The following is a 19,099-nucleotide window of genomic DNA, read 5'->3' as shown; positions in this document are numbered from 1 at the left end:
GGGCCTGGGAGCCGGCGCGGGCGTGACCGTCCCGCTCCCGCACCGCACGCTTCTCCGCCCCGCCCCGCCCCGCCCGGTCCTGTCCCGCTCCGCTCGATCCGTACCCGTTCCTGTTCCCGATCCCGAGGACCGTCGCCCGTGCCGCAGGAGAAACCCGGAGCACCGGAGGCCGGCGACTTCGCCGCGTACGCCACCGCCGCCTGGCCCCGTCTGGTGCGCACCGCGCACATGCTGACCGGCGACTTCCACGAGGCCGAGGACCTCGTGCAGACCACCCTCGCGAAGGTGTACGCCCGCTGGCGGCGCATACCCCGCGACGACGTCGACTTCTACGTGCGGCGCTCGCTGGTGAACAACAACATCAGCCGCGTACGGAAGAGACGCGTGGCGCACCTGCTGACCCCGTTCCTGCCCGAGCGGGTGCACGAGCGGCACGCCGGTCACGCCGAGTCGATCGCCCAACGGGCCGCCGTCACGCAGGCGTTGGCCGCGCTGTCGGCCCGGCAGCGGTCCGTGCTGGTGCTCCGCTTCTGGGAGGACCTCAGCGAGAGCGAGATCGCCCAACTGCTGGGCTGCTCGCTCGGTACGGTCAAGACCCATGTACGCCGGGGGCTGCAAGCCCTGCGCGCCCACCCCGAGTTCGCCGACGCGGCGCACGCGGACCGCCGCGACCACGGCTCGGTCCCCTCCCTCCCGTTCGTCCCGGCGCCACCCTCACCCGTCCCCGGAGCCCGCCCATGAACCACCCGACCTCCGGGACCGGCCCGGACACCGCGGCGCAGACAGCAACAGGAGCAGGAGAAGCGGGAGTTGGTGGAGTCGCGGGCGCGCGGGCCCGCACCGGCGCGCGCCTCGCTCCGGACCGGGAGGACACCGGCGGCACCGGCGGCGTCAGCGGCATGGCTGACATCGGTGACGACGGCGAGACCGGGCGGCGGCTGCGGGCGGCGTTCACCGAGGCCGCGTACGGGCTCACGCCCCCGCCCGTGCCTCTGGAGGCCATCGAACGGGAGGGGCGCAGCCGTCGTCGGCTGCGCCGGGCCGCCGTGCTGAGCACGGGCTGCGGGCTGCTGCTGCTCCCGCTGGTCACGGTGCTGGCCCTGCGCCCCGACGGTTCCACCACCACGGTGCGGCCCATGGCCCCGCCGGATCCGCGGCCGAGCGCGAGCGCCAGTGCCTCGTCGACGCCCACCCGTCTCACCAGCCCCTTGGCCGGACAGGTGCGGGTCGTCGAGCCGGGCGAGAAGCTGCACATGGATGACGGCACGCGGATGTGGCTGACCGAGGAGGGCAAGTACGGGGACACGCCCGGCGTCTCCGACGTGCCCGAGTTCCGCAGCGTGGTCGACGGCAACCTCGACACGAGCACGCCGGGCGCCTCGGTGCAGGAGACGGCGCGGGGCCCCGAACAGTCGTTCCTCACCGGCCTGTACTACGGCGGCCGGACCGTGGCGGCGGGTGTGCGGATCGAGCTGTACGACGGCCGGACGCTCGACGGCACGGTCGTCCGGCTCGCCGGCAACGAGGAGTGGGGCGGCTGGTACGTGCTCGCGGACGTCGATGAGGACGCCGAGGAGAGCGTCGAGGACAGCGTCTCGAACCGCGAACACATGCGGGGCATCACCCGCAAGGTCACGGTGTACGACAAGGACGGCGGCGTGGTCGCCTCGCTGGACCTCGGCTGAGGCACGGTCACCGCTTCTTGCCGGGCTCTCCACTCCGTGCACGGTAGGTAGGGAGCGGGGCTGTGCGGGGCCGGAATCGTCAAAGAGGCGGCTGTGCGGGGGCCGGGCCGAGGGTGGTGGTGCCGGGGGCCGTGCGGTGGCCGAGGCCCGTGCGGTAGGCGTCGAGGGCGGCCTCCACGCGGCCGGTGCGGCGGTACAGATCGCCCAGCAGCCGGCACAGGTCGGCCAGGTCACCGGCGGCGCCGGCCCGCTCCAGCAAACTCAGCGCCCGTACGTAGTGTTCCTCGGCGGCGTCCGTGTCCCGCCGGTCCTCGGCGATGATGCCGAGGAGGCGGTGCGCGGCGGCGGAGTGCAGGGCGCCGCGTTCGGAGCTGAGGTCGCTGAGCACCTCGCGGAGCAGTTCGGCGGCCTCCTCGGACTTGCCCCGGCGGTGCAGGACGTCGGCGAGTTCGACGGCGACCTGGCTGGTGTAGAGCGCGGCACGCTTGGCGGAGAGCATGCGGCGGGCCTCGCGCAGCTCCTCCTCGGCGCGGGCGTAGTCGCCGTTCTGGGCGTGGAGGTAGCCGCGCATCCAGTGGCAGTTGGCCAGCTCGGTGCGGATCTGGAGCTGCCGGTAGAGCTCGGAGGCCTTGGCGAGGGACGCGTCGGCCTCGGCGATCCGCCCCTCGGCGATCATCGTCCGGGCGACCGAACGGTGCATACGGGCGACGAGGGCCGGGTCGCCGGACCGCGGGGCGAGCGCGAGGGCCAGCTCGGCGGCCTGGGCGGCGCGGGCGTGGGCGCCCATGTCCATGTAGGGGGCGATGACGCCGGTGTAGAGGAGCAGCAGGGCGTCGGGGTCGTGCATGCCGTTGCGGTTCAGCTCGTCGAGCGTGGACTCGTACAGGTAGCAGGAGTAGCGGAGTTCACCGGCGAGGTAGTGGGCGGTCGCGCGGCCGCGCAGGGCGGGGACCCGGGCCGGCAGCGGGGCGTCGCCGAGCCGCTGCTCGACCTGCTCGAACCGCAGCTGGGCGGTCTCCAGGTCGCCGGTCTCCAGGGCGCATTCGCCGAGGCCGAGCAGTGCGTCGGCCTGTTCGGCGACCAGGCCGTACTTCTCCGCCTCGGCGAGGACGGCCGTGAACCCCTCGGCGGCGGCCTCGCCGGCACCGCTGGCGAGGGTGCGCTGGGCGCCGGTCAGCCGGAGCCGCAGCTCGGTGGCGTAGCCCTCGGGGCGGCCGGTGGCGAGTTCCTCGTAGCCGACGCCGAGCCGTTCGGCGATATGCCGCAGCGCGGGTTCCGAGGCGCGCACCCGGCCGGCCTCCAGGGTCGAGATGTACGCCGGGGTGTACGCCGGTTCCGCCAACTGCCGCTGTGTGAGGCCCCGTTCCGTCCGCAGTTGCTGCACTCTGCGCCCGATGACCTCGGGGTCGTCACGCTCGGCCATGCCTGCCATGACGTAAGCATGCCAGTAACCCCGCTTACATCGGCCCTTTTACCCAACTCCCCACCGCACTCTTGCCGTTGGTAGGCCAAAGCCTTACGTTAAGCGACACGTTAAGCACGCTTAACTCACGAGTCAGCCACCCGGTCACCCTCGTAGCCCCTGTCGCATCGCCGCCGCCGTCGCCGCCGCTGGGAGGTCCCCGTGATCCGAGACCTGCTCACCCGCCACACCCGCTCAGTCGCCGCCGCGCTCCTCGCGATCACCGCCCTGATGACAGCGGCCAACGCGTTCCCGCGCTGACGGGGCGAGTCGTCCCGCGTCGGCTCAGAACTCGGCGGTGTCCAGGTCGAAGCCGAGGGGGCTGGGCAGGGGTACCACCATGCCCAGCTTGCACTTCACCGCCTTCGCGTACCTGTCGGCGGACGGCTCCGAGAACACCGTGACCTCGGCTTCCTCGCGGTCGATGAGGAGGTAGACGGGGATACCGGCGCGGGCGTAGCCGAGGATCTTCGTCTCGCGATCACGGTCCCCGGTGCTGGTCGAGGTGACCTCGGCCACGAGAAGGACAGCAGAGGGATCGTGCCACTCCTGCTCGTCGTGGAAGCTGCCTTTCGGAGCCACAACCATGTCGGGAATCACGTTGCCGGTACCGGATGCTCCGGGGACGCTCAAGCCGATGCCCGTGTAGCGTCCCAACGCCTTGTCGTGGTCGCGGACCTGCCCGCTGAGTTCTGAAACGAACTCCTCGTGCTCCCCGTTGGCCGGAGGTGTCACGCAGATCTCCCCTTCGATCAGCTCCACGCGCCAACCCTCGGGGGCCGCCGCACTGAACACATCGAAGGCCTGCTCCACGCTTACGCCGCCCATGGGCACGGGCCTCTCGTACTCGCCGTCAGGATCGTCGTAGGGACCGCAAATGTACTCGCCCTGATACCCCGGCATGATGATCGGCTCCGCCGTCGCCATGACAGACCTCCGTTCGCTCAGCGCGACCATCTCAGCGTAGACCGGAAGCCCGCACAGGGAATCCGGAGCCGTTCACTCGAACGAGCGTGCTGTTACGTTTCTGTGCGGGCGGGCTTCTCAGTCGGCCAGGGCGGCCGCCGTCGCTTGGGCGAATGCTTCCGGGTTGTCGAGCATGATGTTGTGGCCACAGGCCGGGATGGGGACGACGGTCACGCCGGCTTCGGTGAGGGTGGTGGTGCCCGGGACGGGGCCGGCGGCTTCGGGGTGGAGGTAGGTGCGGGGGATCTTCAGGTCGAGCAGCAGCTCGCGCATGGTCGGGCGGGTCCCCTGGGCCAGTCGCGCGGCGCTGCGGTACAGGGCCTGCGGGCCGGCCAAACGCATCGTCGCCCACCATTGGGCCCCGGCCAGCTCCGCGAACTCCTCACGTCCGCCCGCGAGGAACTCCTCCTCCGTGTACGCCGCGATGCCGTTGCTCCCGACCACCCCGTGCGTGGGCACCAGCGGATCGAGGTTGGAGTCGACCATCACCAGCTTCCGCACGAGCCCCGGGTGCCGGGACGCCAGCACGATCCCCACCGAGCCGCCCATGCTGTGCGCGACCAACTCGGCGCCGGTGACGTCCGCCGCCGTCAGGGCCCGGGCGAGCGCGTCCGCGTGGGCCTCCAGGCTGTAGTCGAAGTCCGTCGGGCGGTCGCTGACACCGTGCCCGAGCATGTCGACGAGCAGCGAGCGGCGCCCCACGAGGAGGGGGTGGACCGCGACCTCCGTGAAGTACGCGGACGACGTGGCCCCGAGCCCGTGCACATACACCCGGCAGGGCTCCTCCCCCGGCAGCTCGACCCAACGGATCCGGTCCCCGGCGTCCGTGACCACGGCCTCACGCATGTCGCTCCCCCCTCACCCCGGCCGCCGCCCTCGGCCGTACCGGGTCACTCGTCCTCGAACTCGTCATCATCATCGCCCTCGCGGTCGGCGTCGTTCCAGACGACGAGGATCGTCCTCGATCGCCGGGGGGCCGTGCGGCCGTGCCCCTCAGCCGCATACCTTTCGGTACGGCGCGTCCGGTACGTACGTGTCCCACTCGCCCCTCGACAGGTCCTCGTTCCCGGCGCGGGCGCAGACCTGGTCGACGGTGCGGCTCGGGGCGACCGTGTGGCGGAGGAGGGGGACGTGGGCGCCGCCGGCGTAGAGGGTCGTGTTGTCGGGGCTGAAGGCGAGTGACGCGATGCGCTCGCCGGGGGAGGGGAGCGGTCCGCCCAGGGGCTGTTGGGTGGTGGTGTCCCAGAGCTGGACGGTGCCGGCGTCGCCGCCCACGGCGAGGGTGTGGCCGTCAGGGCTGAGGGCCAGGGCGCTGACGGCCTCCGGGGTGCCGCCGCCGAGCGGGGCCGGGAAGACGTTGCGCAGGACCCCGGCCCGGCGGTGCAGATCCCCGTCCCACAACGCGACCCGGCCGGTGCGGTCGCCCGCGGCCACCCGGCTCCCGTCGGGGCTGAACGCCAGCGCGCTGATGTGGTCGCCCTGGACGAGGTCCAGCGCGACGCTCCCCCCGGTGCCGCCGCGCGCCACCCGGTTGTCGCCGACGACCAGTTCGTCGCGGGGGCTGAGCGCGAGACGGGCGCCGCCCAGGTCCGGTCCGGTGAGGGTGTCGACGCGGCCGCGGGTCTCGGTGTTCCACTGCTCGTTGCCCGGCTCGCCGTCGACCGGGGTCCGGGTGGTGAAGAGGGTGCGGCCGTCGGGGGTCACGGCCAGCGCCGTCACCTCGGTGCCGGACCGGGTACGGCCCAGGTCCAGCACGCTCTGTGCGCGGCCCCGGGCCACGTCCCAGACGGTGAACCACTGCGACGCGCCCCGCGCACCGGGGCCGGTGACGCCGTAGACGAACCGGCCGCCGTCGGGGCTGAACGCCATCCTGGGGACGGTGTCGGCCGGCGCGAGCCTCTGGGGGGAGCCGACCGGAGACGCGACGGCGGCCGGAGCCGGGGGAGCGGGCGAGGGGGAGGGCGAGGGGGAGGGAGAGGGAGAGGGAGAGGACGGCAGGGTGCGGATCAGGCGGCCGTCGCGGGTGTCGCGGAGTTCGAAGCGGAATCCGGAGCCTTCGTCCGCGCCGGTGCCGCCGCCGGTGCCGAGCGCCAGGCTCCGCCCCGTCCTGGTGGCCGTCGCGTACACGCGGCCGTCCGGGCTCAGCAGGACCCCGTCCACGGGGCGGTCGCGCCAGGCCTCGGTGACCGTGGTGGTGAGGTCGAGGGTGTGGGCCGTGCCGCCCTCCAGGTACCGCAGGACGGGCGTTCCCGGGTCCCAGGCGAGGCCGCCGTCCAGGTGCTGGTTGTTGAGGGGGTGCCGCAGGACGGGGGCGGCCGGTGACGACAGCCGCCACACCCGGAGTTCGTCGGCGGAACCGGCGGTCGCCAGGAAGCCGCCGTCCAGGCTGAAGGTGGCGTACCGCACGCCGGGGTCCCGTAGGACGGCCACCCGGGTGCCGGTCCCGGCGTCCCACACCCGTACCTCGCCACCGGCCACGACCGCGAACTGGTCGTCGGTGCCGAACACCACCGCCGAGTCGGCGCCGCAGACCCCGCGCTCCCGTTCCCAGGAGCCGCGCACCACCCGCCCCCCGTTGACCTCCAGCACGCGCGGCGCCTTCCCCGCCGGGCACACGACCACCCGCCGGTCGTCCCCGTCGGGCGCCACGTTCGCCGGCGTGACCCCGCGCGCCTCGAACAACACGGCCCCGTCCACGACGGACCGTACCCGCACCCGCCCACCGACCGCCCCGTCCGCCCCCGAACCACCCGCCCCCTCCCCCACCACATGACTCCCCCCGCTCGCTCCGAACGCGATCCCCGTCCCCTCCCCGCCCGACGGCCGCAGCGGCGTTCCCCCGGTCCACCGGCCGGCGCGCACGTCCCACAGCCGGACCACGCCGTGCGCGTCGCCGTCCCCCGCCCCCCGCGTCGTCGAGATCGCGAGGACGCGGGCGTCGGGGCCCGCCGCCAGGACCTCGCCGGGCGGGAGGTGGCCGGACGCGGTGGTGCGGCGGGTGGCGAGGTCCCAGGTCTGCCAGGTGCGGTCGTCGACGCTGAGGAGGGTGCGGCCGGAGTCGGCGAGGAACCGCTGGGAGCGGTAGCCGGAGGCGGGGTCGCTGAAGGCGTCCACCTCGGGCTGGGCGAGGGAGCCGAGGAGCGCGCGGCGGGTCTCCGGGAGCGGGGCGATGCGCCAGGCGGCGACGCCGAGGAGGAGCGCGGCGCGCGGATCGGTGGTGCGCAGGCCGTCCGCGACGGCGGCGACCCGGCGCGCGGTGTTCTGCGTGCGCTGGAGAACGTTGTCATCGCGCTGCCGCCAGGCCGCGAGCCCGGCGACGAGCGCCACCGCGAGCACCGCGGAGAGCGCGCCCACCAGGGCCCGGGCGCGGCGCGTGGCGCGGCCGGCGGCGCGCCGCTCGGTCTCCCGGACGTCGAACGCGGCGGTGAGGAAGGCCCGTTCGGCCTCGGTGAGCGCGAGGTCACGGGCGTGGCCGGGGAACACCTCCTCGGCCCGGGCCAGCCGGGTGCCCCGGTAGAGCGTGCCGGGGTCGCGGTCGTGCTCCAGCCAGGCGCGGGTGGCCTCGGTGAGCTGCCGGTGGTGGCGCAGCCGTTCGCGGTCCTGGTCGATCCAGCCGTGCAGCCGGGGCCAGCAGCCGATCAGCGACTCGTGGGCGAGGCGGACGCCCTCCTCGTCGACGGTCAGCAGCCGGGCGCGGGCGAGCCGTTCCGCGACCACGGGGGTGTCGGGGTGGGAGCACTCGGAGAGTTCGTCCCGGGTCAATGGGCGCCCGGTGTCGACGGTGCCCCGTCCCGGTTCGACCAGCCGCAGCAGCAACTGCCGGGCGGCGACGGCCTGCGGCGCGGACAGTTCGCCGTAGACGGCCTCCGCGCTCGCCGCGATCGCGGCGTTGAGACCACCGGCCGCCTCGTACGCGGCGGCCGTGAGCATGCGGCCCCGGCGGCGGCGCCAGGTCTCCAGCAGGGCGTGCGACAGCATGGGCAGCGCGCCGGGGCGGCCCTGGACCTCCTCGACGACCGTGGCGGCGAGGGACCGTTCCACCAGGAGTCCGGCAGCCTGCGCGGGCCGTACCACCGCCTCGCGCAGTTCGTCGGCGGTCATCGGGCCGACGGGCAGCCCGGCGTGGCGCAGGACCTCGGCGAGGCCGGGGTGTTCGGCGCAGCGGGCGTGGAAGTCGGCGCGTACGGCGATGAGGACCCGGAGGCGGGAGCCGGGGTCGCGGGCGGTGAGGAGGAGGTCGAGGAAGCGGGCCCGTTCGGTCTCGTCCCGGCAGAGGGTGAACACCTCCTCGAACTGGTCGACCACGACCCAGCTGTCCGGTTCGCCGTCGGCCACGGTCAGCAGGTGGCCGTACGTCTCGGCCGGGCGGGCGCCCGGGGTGAGGACCCGCAGCGCGGGCACGCGCTCCTGCCGGGCGATCCGCTCGCGCAGCCGGGGCAGGAAACCGGCGCGCAGCAACGACGACTTGCCGCTGCCGGAGGCGCCGAAGACAGCCGCGAAGCGGTGGGCGTCGACCAGGTCGCACAGCTCCTCCACCAGCCGGTCGCGGCCGAAGAACAGCGCGTGGTCGTCGGGTTCGAAGCGGGCGAGGCCCCGGTACGGCGCCGGGTGGTCGCCGCCGTCCTCCACGGCGGCCGCGCCGGCCGCGGCGTCGGCCTCCTTCCAGCGCGGCTCCCAGTCGGCCGGATCGCCGCCGCAGGCCCGGACATAGCCCTGGACGACGGCGAGGGAGGGCAGCCGTTCACCGGCCGCCGCCTGGGAGAGGGTCGTCGCGGAGAAGCCGGCGTCCTCGGCCATCGCCCGGTAGGACGGGCCGCCCGCCGCCCGGCGCAGCTCCCGCAGTTCGTGGGCGAGGCGCTGCACGGGCCCCGCCGCCGGGTCCAACGGTCTTTCGGGACGCCCCACAGGATCACCCGCTTCCGGTTCAGGCGGCGCTCACCATACGTACGCAGGTGGACACGCGTAACCCTGGGCGCGCGAAGTGTGGTGTTGATGACAGCCGTCGTACGCCGGGCCGAACAACTCGGAAGCGGGGCGCCGAGTTGATTGCCCCGGTGGGAGGAGGTGCCGATCAACTTTCCGCTTGCCAGCCTCGGTTCCGCAGAGCCGGATCACCGGCGCCCCCCACGCTGAGCCGAGTGGAGAAACCGCTGATGTCCCACGCCACGAACAGGTCCACGGAGTCCGTGCGTTCGCGCCTCGCCCGTCTCGGCAGGGCCGCGGCGGTCGCGGGCAGCGCCGTCGCCCTCACCATCGGGTTCACCGGCAGCGCGCACGCGGGCGTGCTGACCCCGCTGAACGAGAGCACGACCTCGTTCCAGAAGACGTTCCAGCCGGTCTTCGACTACGACTCCGACAGCTGCTTCCCGGCGGCGGCGATCAACGCGAGCGGCGCCCTCAACGGCGGTCTCGACGACAGCGGTCCGGTCACCGGGCAGTGCCGCTCGGACCACCTCGGCAAGGCCAACACGTACTCGCGCGCGAAGTGCAACAACGGGTGGTGCGCCATCGTCTACACCCTGTACTTCGAGAAGGACATGAGCTGTGCCGACTGCACGGCCACCTCGCACCGGCACGACTGGGAGGCCGCGGTGGTCTGGGTGCGGCAGGGCGCGAGCACGCCGGAGTACGTGTCCGTCTCCGCGCACGGCGGCTACTCCACCACCACGTTCGCCTCGGTCCCGAAGGACGGGGTCCGGCTGAAGGTCGTCTACCACAAGGACGGCGCGCTGACCCACGCCTTCCGCTTCGCCAAGTCCGGTGAGACGGCGGAGGCCTGGGGCAACGGCGGCTGGGACTTCCCGGGCCTGGTCAGCTGGAACAGCTACCCGGGCACCAGCAACACCTGGACCTCGAGCCTCCAGAGCACGATGCAGAACGCCACCTGGGGCGACGCCAACTTCCCGCTGAAGGACGGCCGCTTCGCCACCGAGCTGAGCCGCGCCAAGCCCGCGGGCATCGCCTTCGACCCGAACGGCGCGGGCTGACCGTCCGAAGAGGACCAGACGGATACGAACACCACGCATGACGGCGGCGCCCGGCTCTCCATCGAGGCCGGGCGCCGCCGTCGTCGTGCGTGGCGGTCAGCTCTCGGTGCTCGCCGTGTCCGCCCGCTCGCGGGAGCCGGCCTGGTGGCCGATCGCCGCCTCGCGGCTCGCCCGGTACGCCGCCACGCTCCCGCGCGCCTGCACGGTCTCCCGCTCCACCGTCGTCAGCATCCGCTCCCAGCGCTGCCGCATCGGCCCGATCAGGCCGCCGCCGACACCGACGACGAGGATGCCGGCGACCGTGCCGAGCGCGGCGTAGAGGACGGGCCGGGTGACGTCGCGGGCGATGCCGGCCTGGCCGAGCGCCGCGATGACGCCGAGGCCGACGACGCAGGCCCAGACGGCGGTCGCGAGGGCGCGGCCGTAGGAGAGGGAGGCGAGCGCGCCCCCGACGATCCCGCGCACCGCGCCCGCGACGGCCATCGCGACGACCACGAGGACCACGGCGACGACGGCGCGGGGCAGCCAGCCCACGATGTCGTCGATCAGGGCGCTGACGGGGTTCGCGCCGAAGACGCCCAGCGCGAACTGCAGGGTCATCAGCATCAGCGCGTAGTACACGATCCGGCGGAGGATGCCGGTCAGGTCGTACGAGGAGTCCCGCAGCAGCCGTGACGTTCCGGCACGTTCGGAGAGGCGCTCGGAGCCGATTTTGCGCAGGACGCGGTCGACGACGCGGGAGACCAGTTTCGCGACGAACCAGCCGACGACCAGGATGACGAGGAAGGCGACGAGTTGCGGTACGAACTGCGCGACCTTGGACCAGGCGTCGTTCAGGCCCTGGGTGAAGTCGACGGGCAGGTCGACGGACAGGCTGACCATGGGTGGTTCTTCCCTTCGCGGGTACGTCGGATACGTCCCCTCCCCTTGTGGATAGCAGTGGGCCGACCGGGTGACGGCGCACCTCAGGGCCGTTCGGGTGACCGCGCGCGGGGTGCGTGGAGGGCGCGTGCGCCGGAGTGGACGGGCGTCCCGTAAATACGTTGAGTTCCCCACCACCCCCTGTGACCCTCTTGTCAGAGGCATGACCTAGTCTTCGCTCACGCGTCACAGGTGTCACACGCGCGGCACAGGTCGAACACACCGGCCCCGCGCGACGGCATCCGACGACGCGCCCATTTCTTTCGTTCCGGGGGGTTCGAAACCTGTGCGTATGCGCACTCTTCCGGCTGCCACCGCGCTGGCAGTCCTCTTCAGCTCGGCCGCCCTCGCGGTCGCGCCCACGGCGTCGGCCGACAGCGCCAAGCCGTTCCCGCTCTCGGACTGGGCGGACGACACGGTGGTCGACGGCGTCCACCAGCAGGTCTTCCTCTCCGACGGCGGCAAGGTCATCGTCGCCGACTACGCGGGCAACGTCGTGAAGACCCTCACCGGTCTGCCCGGCGTCAACGACCTCGAGCTGAGCCCGGACTCCGGCACGCTGTACGCCACGGCTCCGGAGGCCGACAAGATCGTCGCCGTCGACACCGCGACGCTCGCGCTGAGCGCGGAGTACCCGACCGGCGAGAAGACCGCCCCGCACCGGGTGGCCTACGCCGACGGCAAGCTCTGGTTCGGCTACGGCCAGAACTGGGACTCCGGGATCGGCGCGGTCGACCTCACCGCCGAAACCCCGACGGTGAACCTGGACCTCGCGGCCGGCTACAACTGGTCCGGCCAGCCGGTGCTGCTCGCCGATCCCGACAACCCGGGCACCCTGACGGCCCTCGACTTCGGCATCAGCTCGGCCCCGATCGTCGTCTACGACATCTCCTCCGGCACCCCTGTGATCCACGCCTCCGCCGAGAAGGGCGGCGACTACGAGGACGCCGCCCTGATGCCGGACGGCAAGTCGGTCGTGGTGGCGGGGCCCAGCAACAGGGCGCTCACCGAGTACCGGCTCTCCGACCTCTCGGAGGTGCGCACCTACCCGGTTGCCGACGATCCGCAGAACGTCAGTGTCGCCCCGGACGGCACGGTCGCGGCGACCGTCATCGACACCGACGACGCCGGCGACACGTACGTCTTCCCCGTCGGCGCCGACAAGCCCGCGAGCGTCCGCAACCTGTCCCGCGACTGGATGCCGTTCTTCGGGCACTCCATCGGCTGGTCCGGCGACGGCCAGAAGCTGTTCGTGCTGACCGGGAGCGGCGAGGGCAGCCTCTTCCACGTCCTCGACGCGCCTCGCAAGTACGCCGCCACCCTCACCGTGAGCGCCCCGGCGACCGCCACCCGCGCCAAGTCGCTCACGGTCTCCGGCAAGCTCACCTCGGGCCTGGCCCTGCCCGCCGGCACCCCGCTCACGGTCACCCGGACCGACCTGGAGTCCCCCACGGGCAAGTCCCTCGGCACGAAGACGCTGGGCACGGGCGGCAAGTTCTCCTTCACGGACACCCCGCCGGCCGGCGGCAAGGTCACCTACAAGGTGTCGTACGCGGGCGACGCGGAGCACACCGCCGCGTCCGCCTCGCGCTCCGTCGAGGTCTCGCGGGCGACGCCGACGCTGACGCTGGACAAGAACCGCAAGACGTACGCGTACGGCGCGGACGTGAAGTTCACGGCGCACCTCGGCACGACGTACAAGAACCGCAAGGTCGAGATCTGGGCCGACCCGTACGGCTCGGACCGGCCGAACAAGCTGGTGAAGTCGGGGACGGTGAACTCCAGCGGCAACCTGTCGGTCACCGTGGACCTCAAGCGTGACACCAAGCTCTCGGTGAAGTTCGCGGGCGACTCGCGCTACAAGCCGAGGACGGTCACCAACACCGTCTACACCAAGGTCGCCATCTCGTCGTCGATCTCGGGCCACTACACGACCCGGTCGGCGTGGGGCCAGAAGTACCACTACATCCGCAAGTCCAAGGACCCGGTCCTGAAGACCACGATGTCGTACTACCCGGAGCGCAAGCAGCGCCTGCAGCTGCAGTTCCACTACAACGGCGCCTGGCACGACGGGGGCTCCGAGTACTTCCCCCTCGGCACCGCGGGCCGGTCCGATGTGACCCTCACCGGCACCCCGACCACGAACATCCGCCTCCGCTTCCGCTCGGAGTACCACGACACGACCTCGGGCGACAACGTCAACACCACGACGTACGGCCCGTGGAAGTACTTCATCTACACCAGCTGACAGAGAGGGCGCCCCCGACCGGGGGCGCCCTCCCCTTGGGGCCGGATCAGATCATCACGCCTCGATGACCGCCTCCCGTTGCGGGTCGTAGGTGAGAAGGCCTCGGCGGCGCGCCATGTCGACGAGAGCGGCGACGATCTCGCTCTTCCGGGACCAGGCGATGCTGACCAGCACGCACTCGCCATTGCAATAGACGGAAGAAGTCCAGGGAGATCGCTCGGCTTCCTCCTCGGACATGTCTTCCGAGAGGTCCGGATGAATCCGCAGGACGTCCCGATGGAATTCCAGAACCCGCGGGTTCCGCGCGACCACCCCTGACTCCCCGTCCGTCATGGCGTCATATTTCGCGTAGGCGGCCGCGGCGTCGACGGCGTCTTCCTCGTACCAGAACGCAAGATCGTAGCTCACGGCCGTCCTCCGCTGAATTGTCTCGTCCGACTCAATCGTCCAGATGCTCGCGCGACTTCATGCTACCCGGCGGTATCCAGGAGTCGAACACACCTTCGAGAACGAGCCCGTCCTTCGTGGTGACCGTGTTTCCAGGGAGGTTGAGCCAGTCGTCGAACTTCTTCTGATCCGGATTACGCTTGGCGCTTCCCCCCTTGGTCTCGATCCCGTACCAGTGACCGCTTATGTTGATGAGCCCGTCGAATTTGCGAACCTTGAACCCGGGAGCTTTCACCGAAACCTCTCTGGCGACCACCGTCGCGCCATCCAGAATGAGGTTCTCCCAGGTCGTCAGTTCATCGTTCGAGCCGTCCCGCCCCTCTTCACCGTCACGCTTGGAGTATTTCCCCTTCGAGTCGCGCGGAGCTATACCTCCCGAATTGAGGGTCGACACCTCTGACTCGTACGCCTGTCGCCGCCAACCGGTGAGCCCGCCGACTCCGGTCAGGACCAGCTGCTGAACGAATTCGTCCGCCGCGTCCGCGTACAGGTCGGCGAGGGCGTCGCAGCCCTGTTCGCGCAGGAGGTACTCGGCGCGGAAGAGGCGGTAGGCCGGGCGTACGGGGAGGTACTTGTCGGTGAAGGCGCCGACGCCGCCGTTCTCGCCGGTGACGGCGTCCCGGGCGTCGCCCATGAACTCGAAGGGCGCCTTGAAGACATCGATGAAGGCGTCGCCGAAGATCTTGAGGCCTTCACCGAGGCTGTCGACACGGTCGTTGTTCGGATCATCGGGCGTCAGGCCGCTCGGGTCCGTGTACCGCGTGGGCGTGTTGTCGGCGTAGGCATACGGCGAGACATACGGAGTCATCAGGCTCCGCGTGGCCGGGTCCGGGCGGGTGAAGCGGCCCGTGCCGGTGTTGTACTGCCGGGCGTGCAGGTCCAGGTTGCCCGTGGTCGTCTCGTAGCGGGCGCCCGTGTAGGAGGGGGTGCTCGCGGGGGCGCCGCTGGTGACCGTGTTCAGGACGCGGGTACCGAACGGGTCGTAGGCCCAGCGCTGGTGGACGGTCCCCGTGCTGCCGGTGACGTCGACCGGGGAGCCCTGGGTGTCGTGGTGGTAGTAGAAGAGCGTGCCGGAGCCGGTCTCGGTGGCGGTGGGCTGCCCCAGCGGGTCGTAGCGGTATGACTGCTTGATCGCCCAGGCACCGTCGTACTCGGTGGCCAGGATAGGCAGCGGCCCGTTCGGGTCCCACTGGGTGCGGCTGGTGACCGTGCCGTCCTTGGCGGTGGTGACCTGGTTGCCGCTCGCGTCGTGGTCGTAGGTGTAGGCGCTGCCCGCGACGTTGGCCGCCGAGATCTGCCCGGCCAGGTCGTAGGTGAAGGTGTCGGCGCCCGCCTTGGTCTGGTTGCCCTCGGCGTCGTACGCGTAGGAGGTGGTCGTGGTGCCGGTGGTGCTGGACGTCAGCTGGTCGGCCGCGTCGTAGGCGTAACCGGTGCTGGTCGTGCCCAGGGTGGAGGTCAGCCGGTTGCCGACCTTGTCGTACGTGTAGGACGTGGTGCGGGCGGCGGCGCAGCCGCTGACCCAGGGCTGCGGGAAGCAGCCGGAGGTGAGGCGCCCCGCCGCGTCGTAGGTGAGGTCCCAGCCGCCGGTGGCGACCCCGGCCCGGGTGACGTCGACGTGCGTCGGCAGCCCGGCGGCGGACAGGGTGAGCGCCGTCTTCGTGACCGTGGCGCCGGACTTGGCGGAGGTGACCGAGGTCAGCCGGCCGGCCCGGTCGTAGACGCGGTCCTCGTTCTCGGTGTTGGGCAGCGCGGAGCGGGTCAGACGGGCCGCCGCGTCCCAGGTGTAGGTGGTGGTGACCCCGTCGGCGGTCATGGACGACGTACGGCCGTCGTTGTCGTAGGAGTAGCCGATGGTGTTGCCGTCTGAGTACTTGCGGGTGAGCATCTGCCCGGCCGCGTCGTAGGTGTACGAGAAGGCCCGGGTCTTGGTGAGGTTGCCAGTCGCGTCGTAGCCGAAGTCCTCGGACATCTTCGCGTTGGCGCGGGTCGTCATCCGGCCGGCGTCGTCGTAGGCGTACGTGACGTCGGGTGTGGAGTCGGAGTAGTCGACCTTGGTGAGCAGCCCGCGGGTGTCATAGGTGTGGTTCGTGGTGCCGCGCGGGGTGGTCTTCCTGGTCCGGTTGCCCTCGGCGTCGTACGCGTAGGAGGTCACCCGGTCCAGCGGATCGGTGACCGACGTCAGCCTCCGGGCCGCGTCGTAGCCGTACGTGGTGACGTGGTCGTTGGCGTCGGTGCGCCTGCTGACGTTGCTCGCCAGGTCGTAGCCGTAGGCGGTCGTGCCGCCGTCGGGGGCGGTGACCGTGGTGAGCCGGTCCAGCTCGTCGTAGGCGTACGAGGTGGCGCGCTTGTCGGCGTCGGTGCGCCTGGTGACGTTGCCCACCGCGTCGTAGGCGGTGGTCGTCACCCCGCCGAGAGGGTCGGTGACGGTGACGAGGTTGCCGTCGGCGTCGTACCCGTTGGTGGTGGTGAACTGGACCGGGTCGGCACCGGAGATGTTGCCGCGTGGGTCCACCGAGGTGGCCTGGCGGCCGTCGGCGTCGTAGGTCCAGGACTCCTTGAAGCCCAGGGGTGAGGTGCGGCTGAGCAGATTGCCGTCGGCGTCGTAGGTGTAGCCCGTGGTCTTCGAGAGCTGGTTGGTGGTGCTGCTGACCCGGTCGTTCTTGTCGTAGACCGAGGAGACGCCGTAGCCGCGGGCGTCGGTGACCTTGGTGACGTTGTCGACGGCGTCGTAGGTGTAGCTCGTCGCGTTGCCCAGCGGGTCGGTCACCTCGACGGGCCGGTTCACGGCGTCGTACTCGGTGGTGACGGAGTTGCCGGCCGGGTCGGTGACCGAGGTGCGGTTGCCGGCGGCGTCGTAGGCGTAGGTCGTCGTGTACGCGGCCGGGTCGGCGCCGGAGACGTTGCCGCGCGCGGAGACCGAGGCGATCAGCCGGCCCACCTTGTCGTACGTGTAGGTGGTCCGGTTGCCCAGCGGGTCCGTCTCGGAGGTGAGGCGGGCACCGTAGTCGAAGGTGCGGGTGACCGACTTGCCGGCCGCGTCGGTGGTCCGGATCAGGTTGCCGGCGTCGTCGTACCCGTACGTGGTGGTGTTCCCGGCCGGGTCCTTCACCGAGGTCAGCTGCTCGGCACCGTTGTAGCCGTAGGTGGTGGTGCGGTCCAGCGGATCGGTGGCGGACTTGAGCAGACCACGCCCGTCATAGGCGTACGTGGTCGTGTGGTCGGCCGGGTCCGCGCCCGCCACATTGCCCCGGGGGTCGGTCTTGGAGGTGATCCGCCCCGCGTCGTCGTACGTGAACGTCGACTTCTCACCCAGCGGGGTGGTGACCGAGGTCCGGTTCCCCTTCGCGTCGTACCCGTACGTCGTCGTCTTCCCGCGCGGGCTCGTCACGGTCGCCAGGGCACCCAGCGCGGTGTACGTGTACGACGTCTTCCCGCCCGCCGGGTCGGTGCCGGAGGTCAGCCGGTTGCTCGTGTCGTAGGTGTACGTCGTCTTGTTGCCGCGCCCGTCCGTGTGGCTGAGGACATTGCCCGCGCTGTCGTAGGTCCAACTCTCCGAGTAGCCCAGCGACGACGGCGCACCACGCGTGAGCATGCGCCCGGCGCTGTCGTACGTCATCTCCGTGCTGTTGCCGCGCTGGTCGGTGATCTCGACCGGCCGGAGATAGCGGTCGTAGCTGTAGGAGACGCGCTCGCCGTAGGGGTCGATGCTCTCCATCAGTACGTTGCCGGCGTAGATGTCGGTCCACACGCCCCCGTCCGGCGCGGTGGTGTGCGACTCGCTCTCGCCGTCCCAGGTGAGGGTGGTCCTCTTGCCGTTGGGGTCCGTCTGGGTGCTGACCCGACCGTCGGCGTCATAGGTGTTGGCGACCTTGCCGCCCGCCGGATCGGTGAACGAGGACAGCCGCTTGTCGGTGCCGTAGGCGTACGAGGAGACCTTGCCCGCCGGGTCGGTGACGGAGGTCAGCAGACCGTCCGTGTAGGCGTACGACACCGAGGTGGCGTCCGGCAGACCCACCTTCGTGACCTGGCCGTCGGCGTTCAGCGTGAAGTCGGTCGTACGGCCCGCCGCGTCCTTGACCGAGGACAGCCTGCCGGAGGCGTACGTCAGCGTGAGCCCCTGTCCGGACCCGTCCACGACGGACGTCAGTTGCCCGGTGCCGCTGAACGTCCGCCTGGTGTGATCGGGCGTGGTGACGGTGTAGGTGGCGCCGCCCTTGACGAGCTTGGCCGCCGACCCCGCCGGAGCCGTGTACGTCCCGTCGCTCGCCTGCGTGAAGACGAACTCGGCGCCGTCGTCGGCCTGGTACGTCGCCTTGTCCGTGGCGACGGTCAGCCTGACGTCGAAGGGTGTCGCCCAACCGCGTCCCAGCAGCCCGGACTTGGCGGAGTTCGAGCGATACGTGCGCTCCAGGGACACCTGCTCACCGACACCGACCAGGCGTGCGTCGGTGAGCTGCTCGAAGAACATGCCGGTGGCCGTGTTGATCGGGTCGGCGCGGTGGGCCTGGGCGTAGCAGGAGCAGATACCGGCCTGCGCGCCGGGGATCTCCGGGGTGTAGAAGGCCTCCACCAGCGGGGACGTCGTCCCGTTCGGGCTCCAGGTCCCGTCGGAGCCCTTGAGGAAGATCCAGGCGTAGTACTCCTTGCCGTCCTCCAGGTGCCCGCCCAGCTTGTTGCCGGTCCACCAGAAGCACTGGTCGGCGGGGTGGGAGCCGCCGTTGCCGGCCCACCAGCCGTAGCACCAGGCCCCGTTATCCAGGTCCTTGTTGACCGGGTCGTCCGTGGCCCGGTTGATCTCCTGGTCGTAGACGATGGTCCCGGCCTCGTCGAGGACGTACATCCACAGCCCGGAATAGTTGGCCCCCGTACCGGAGGAGAACTTCACCTGTCCGCCGATGGACAACTCGCCCGGCCAGGCGACGGCCCAGGCGGACACCCACGCCGGGTCGGAGGTCGCGGCGGCAGCCTGGGGGGTGAGGGTCTTGCCGGCGGTTCCGTTCTCAGACTCGTCGGCGGCGGGGCCGTGCTTCATGTCGGTTCCGTCGGGGCGGGGGTGAGGCTTGCCCTTGGGTTTCCTGCCGGGTGAGTCGGCGTACCCGCGCATCGGCGACAGCTCGTCCCGGGACTGCTTCACCTGCTTGCGCCGCTCGGCCAGGGTCATGGCCTTGGGTGGTTTCGGGAGGTCCGCCGCGGTTCTGGCGGCGGGCGCGGTCCGGGTGGCCGCGGCGGTGTTGTCGGCGGTGGCGGTCGTGGACAGGGCGGTTGACGGAACCGCTCCCGTGATGACGATCAGGGCCAGGGCCAGAACCGAGATGACGAGTCTTCGTATCCGCGTGCGCATCATGCATCCCCTGTGTGACGGCAGTGAACGGAGTGCCGGGGG

General features: G+C 71.5%; 11 protein-coding genes. 4 read left to right on the top strand and 7 right to left on the bottom strand.

From position 1 onward, the window contains the following. Positions 1 to 138 precede the first annotated feature (138 nt). Together L3078_RS23620 and L3078_RS23615 are read left to right on the top strand one after the other, a co-directional pair. Positions 139 to 741, top strand: coding sequence for a SigE family RNA polymerase sigma factor (locus L3078_RS23620; protein WP_239755949.1), 603 nt, complete (start codon positions 139 to 141; stop codon positions 739 to 741). Next, the gene (locus L3078_RS23615; protein WP_239755948.1) at positions 738 to 1,685 is read left to right on the top strand and encodes a hypothetical protein; all 948 of its coding nucleotides are present in this window, start codon (positions 738 to 740) and stop codon (positions 1,683 to 1,685) included. The genes L3078_RS23620 and L3078_RS23615 overlap by 4 nt, the downstream gene beginning before the upstream one ends. A 79-nt stretch (positions 1,686 to 1,764) precedes the next feature. Here the strand turns inward: L3078_RS23615 and L3078_RS23610 are convergent, their stop codons facing one another. From L3078_RS23610 to L3078_RS23595, 4 genes are all read right to left on the bottom strand, one after another. Continuing rightward, positions 1,765 to 3,108: a helix-turn-helix domain-containing protein gene (locus L3078_RS23610; protein ID WP_239760442.1), complete on the bottom strand. Its 1,344-nt coding sequence runs from the start codon at positions 3,106 to 3,108 to the stop codon at positions 1,765 to 1,767. 324 nt (positions 3,109 to 3,432) lie between these two features. Beyond that, on the bottom strand, positions 3,433 to 3,975 hold the full coding sequence (locus L3078_RS23605) for a Uma2 family endonuclease (protein ID WP_239760441.1): 543 nt from the start codon (positions 3,973 to 3,975) through the stop codon (positions 3,433 to 3,435). Positions 3,976 to 4,191: 216 nt separating this feature from the next. After that, positions 4,192 to 4,959, bottom strand: a complete 768-nt coding sequence (locus L3078_RS23600; protein WP_239755947.1) for an alpha/beta fold hydrolase — start codon at positions 4,957 to 4,959, stop codon at positions 4,192 to 4,194. A 147-nt stretch (positions 4,960 to 5,106) separates the two neighbouring features. Further along, positions 5,107 to 8,976, bottom strand: a complete 3,870-nt coding sequence (locus L3078_RS23595) for an nSTAND1 domain-containing NTPase (RefSeq protein WP_468163456.1) — start codon at positions 8,974 to 8,976, stop codon at positions 5,107 to 5,109. A gap of 290 nt (positions 8,977 to 9,266) precedes the next feature. Between L3078_RS23595 and L3078_RS23590 the strand changes: the two genes are divergently transcribed. Beyond that, positions 9,267 to 10,100: an NPP1 family protein gene (locus L3078_RS23590; RefSeq protein WP_239755945.1), complete on the top strand. Its 834-nt coding sequence runs from the start codon at positions 9,267 to 9,269 to the stop codon at positions 10,098 to 10,100. Positions 10,101 to 10,196: 96 nt separating this feature from the next. Here L3078_RS23590 and L3078_RS23585 read toward each other — a convergent pair whose 3' ends face one another. Further along, positions 10,197 to 10,982: a mechanosensitive ion channel family protein gene (locus L3078_RS23585; RefSeq protein WP_239755944.1), complete on the bottom strand. Its 786-nt coding sequence runs from the start codon at positions 10,980 to 10,982 to the stop codon at positions 10,197 to 10,199. A 331-nt stretch (positions 10,983 to 11,313) separates the two neighbouring features. On the opposite strand from L3078_RS23585, the gene L3078_RS23580 reads away from it, so the two are divergent. Then, complete coding sequence (locus L3078_RS23580) at positions 11,314 to 13,269, top strand: YncE family protein (RefSeq protein WP_239755943.1); 1,956 nt, start codon at positions 11,314 to 11,316, stop codon at positions 13,267 to 13,269. A 54-nt stretch (positions 13,270 to 13,323) separates the two neighbouring features. Here L3078_RS23580 and L3078_RS23575 read toward each other — a convergent pair whose 3' ends face one another. Together L3078_RS23575 and L3078_RS23570 are read right to left on the bottom strand one after the other, a co-directional pair. After that, positions 13,324 to 13,677, bottom strand: coding sequence for a hypothetical protein (locus tag L3078_RS23575; protein ID WP_239755942.1), 354 nt, complete (start codon positions 13,675 to 13,677; stop codon positions 13,324 to 13,326). 31 nt (positions 13,678 to 13,708) lie between these two features. Further along, the gene (locus L3078_RS23570) at positions 13,709 to 18,877 is read right to left on the bottom strand and encodes a DUF6531 domain-containing protein (RefSeq protein ID WP_239760440.1); all 5,169 of its coding nucleotides are present in this window, start codon (positions 18,875 to 18,877) and stop codon (positions 13,709 to 13,711) included. Between the last annotated feature and the right edge of the window lie 222 nt (positions 18,878 to 19,099).

It is taken from the genome of Streptomyces deccanensis (assembly GCF_022385335.1).
GTDB classification, from domain to species: domain Bacteria; phylum Actinomycetota; class Actinomycetes; order Streptomycetales; family Streptomycetaceae; genus Streptomyces; species Streptomyces deccanensis.
Note: the sequence above shows the minus strand (reverse complement) of the source record. Positions and strands in the feature narration are given on the sequence as shown.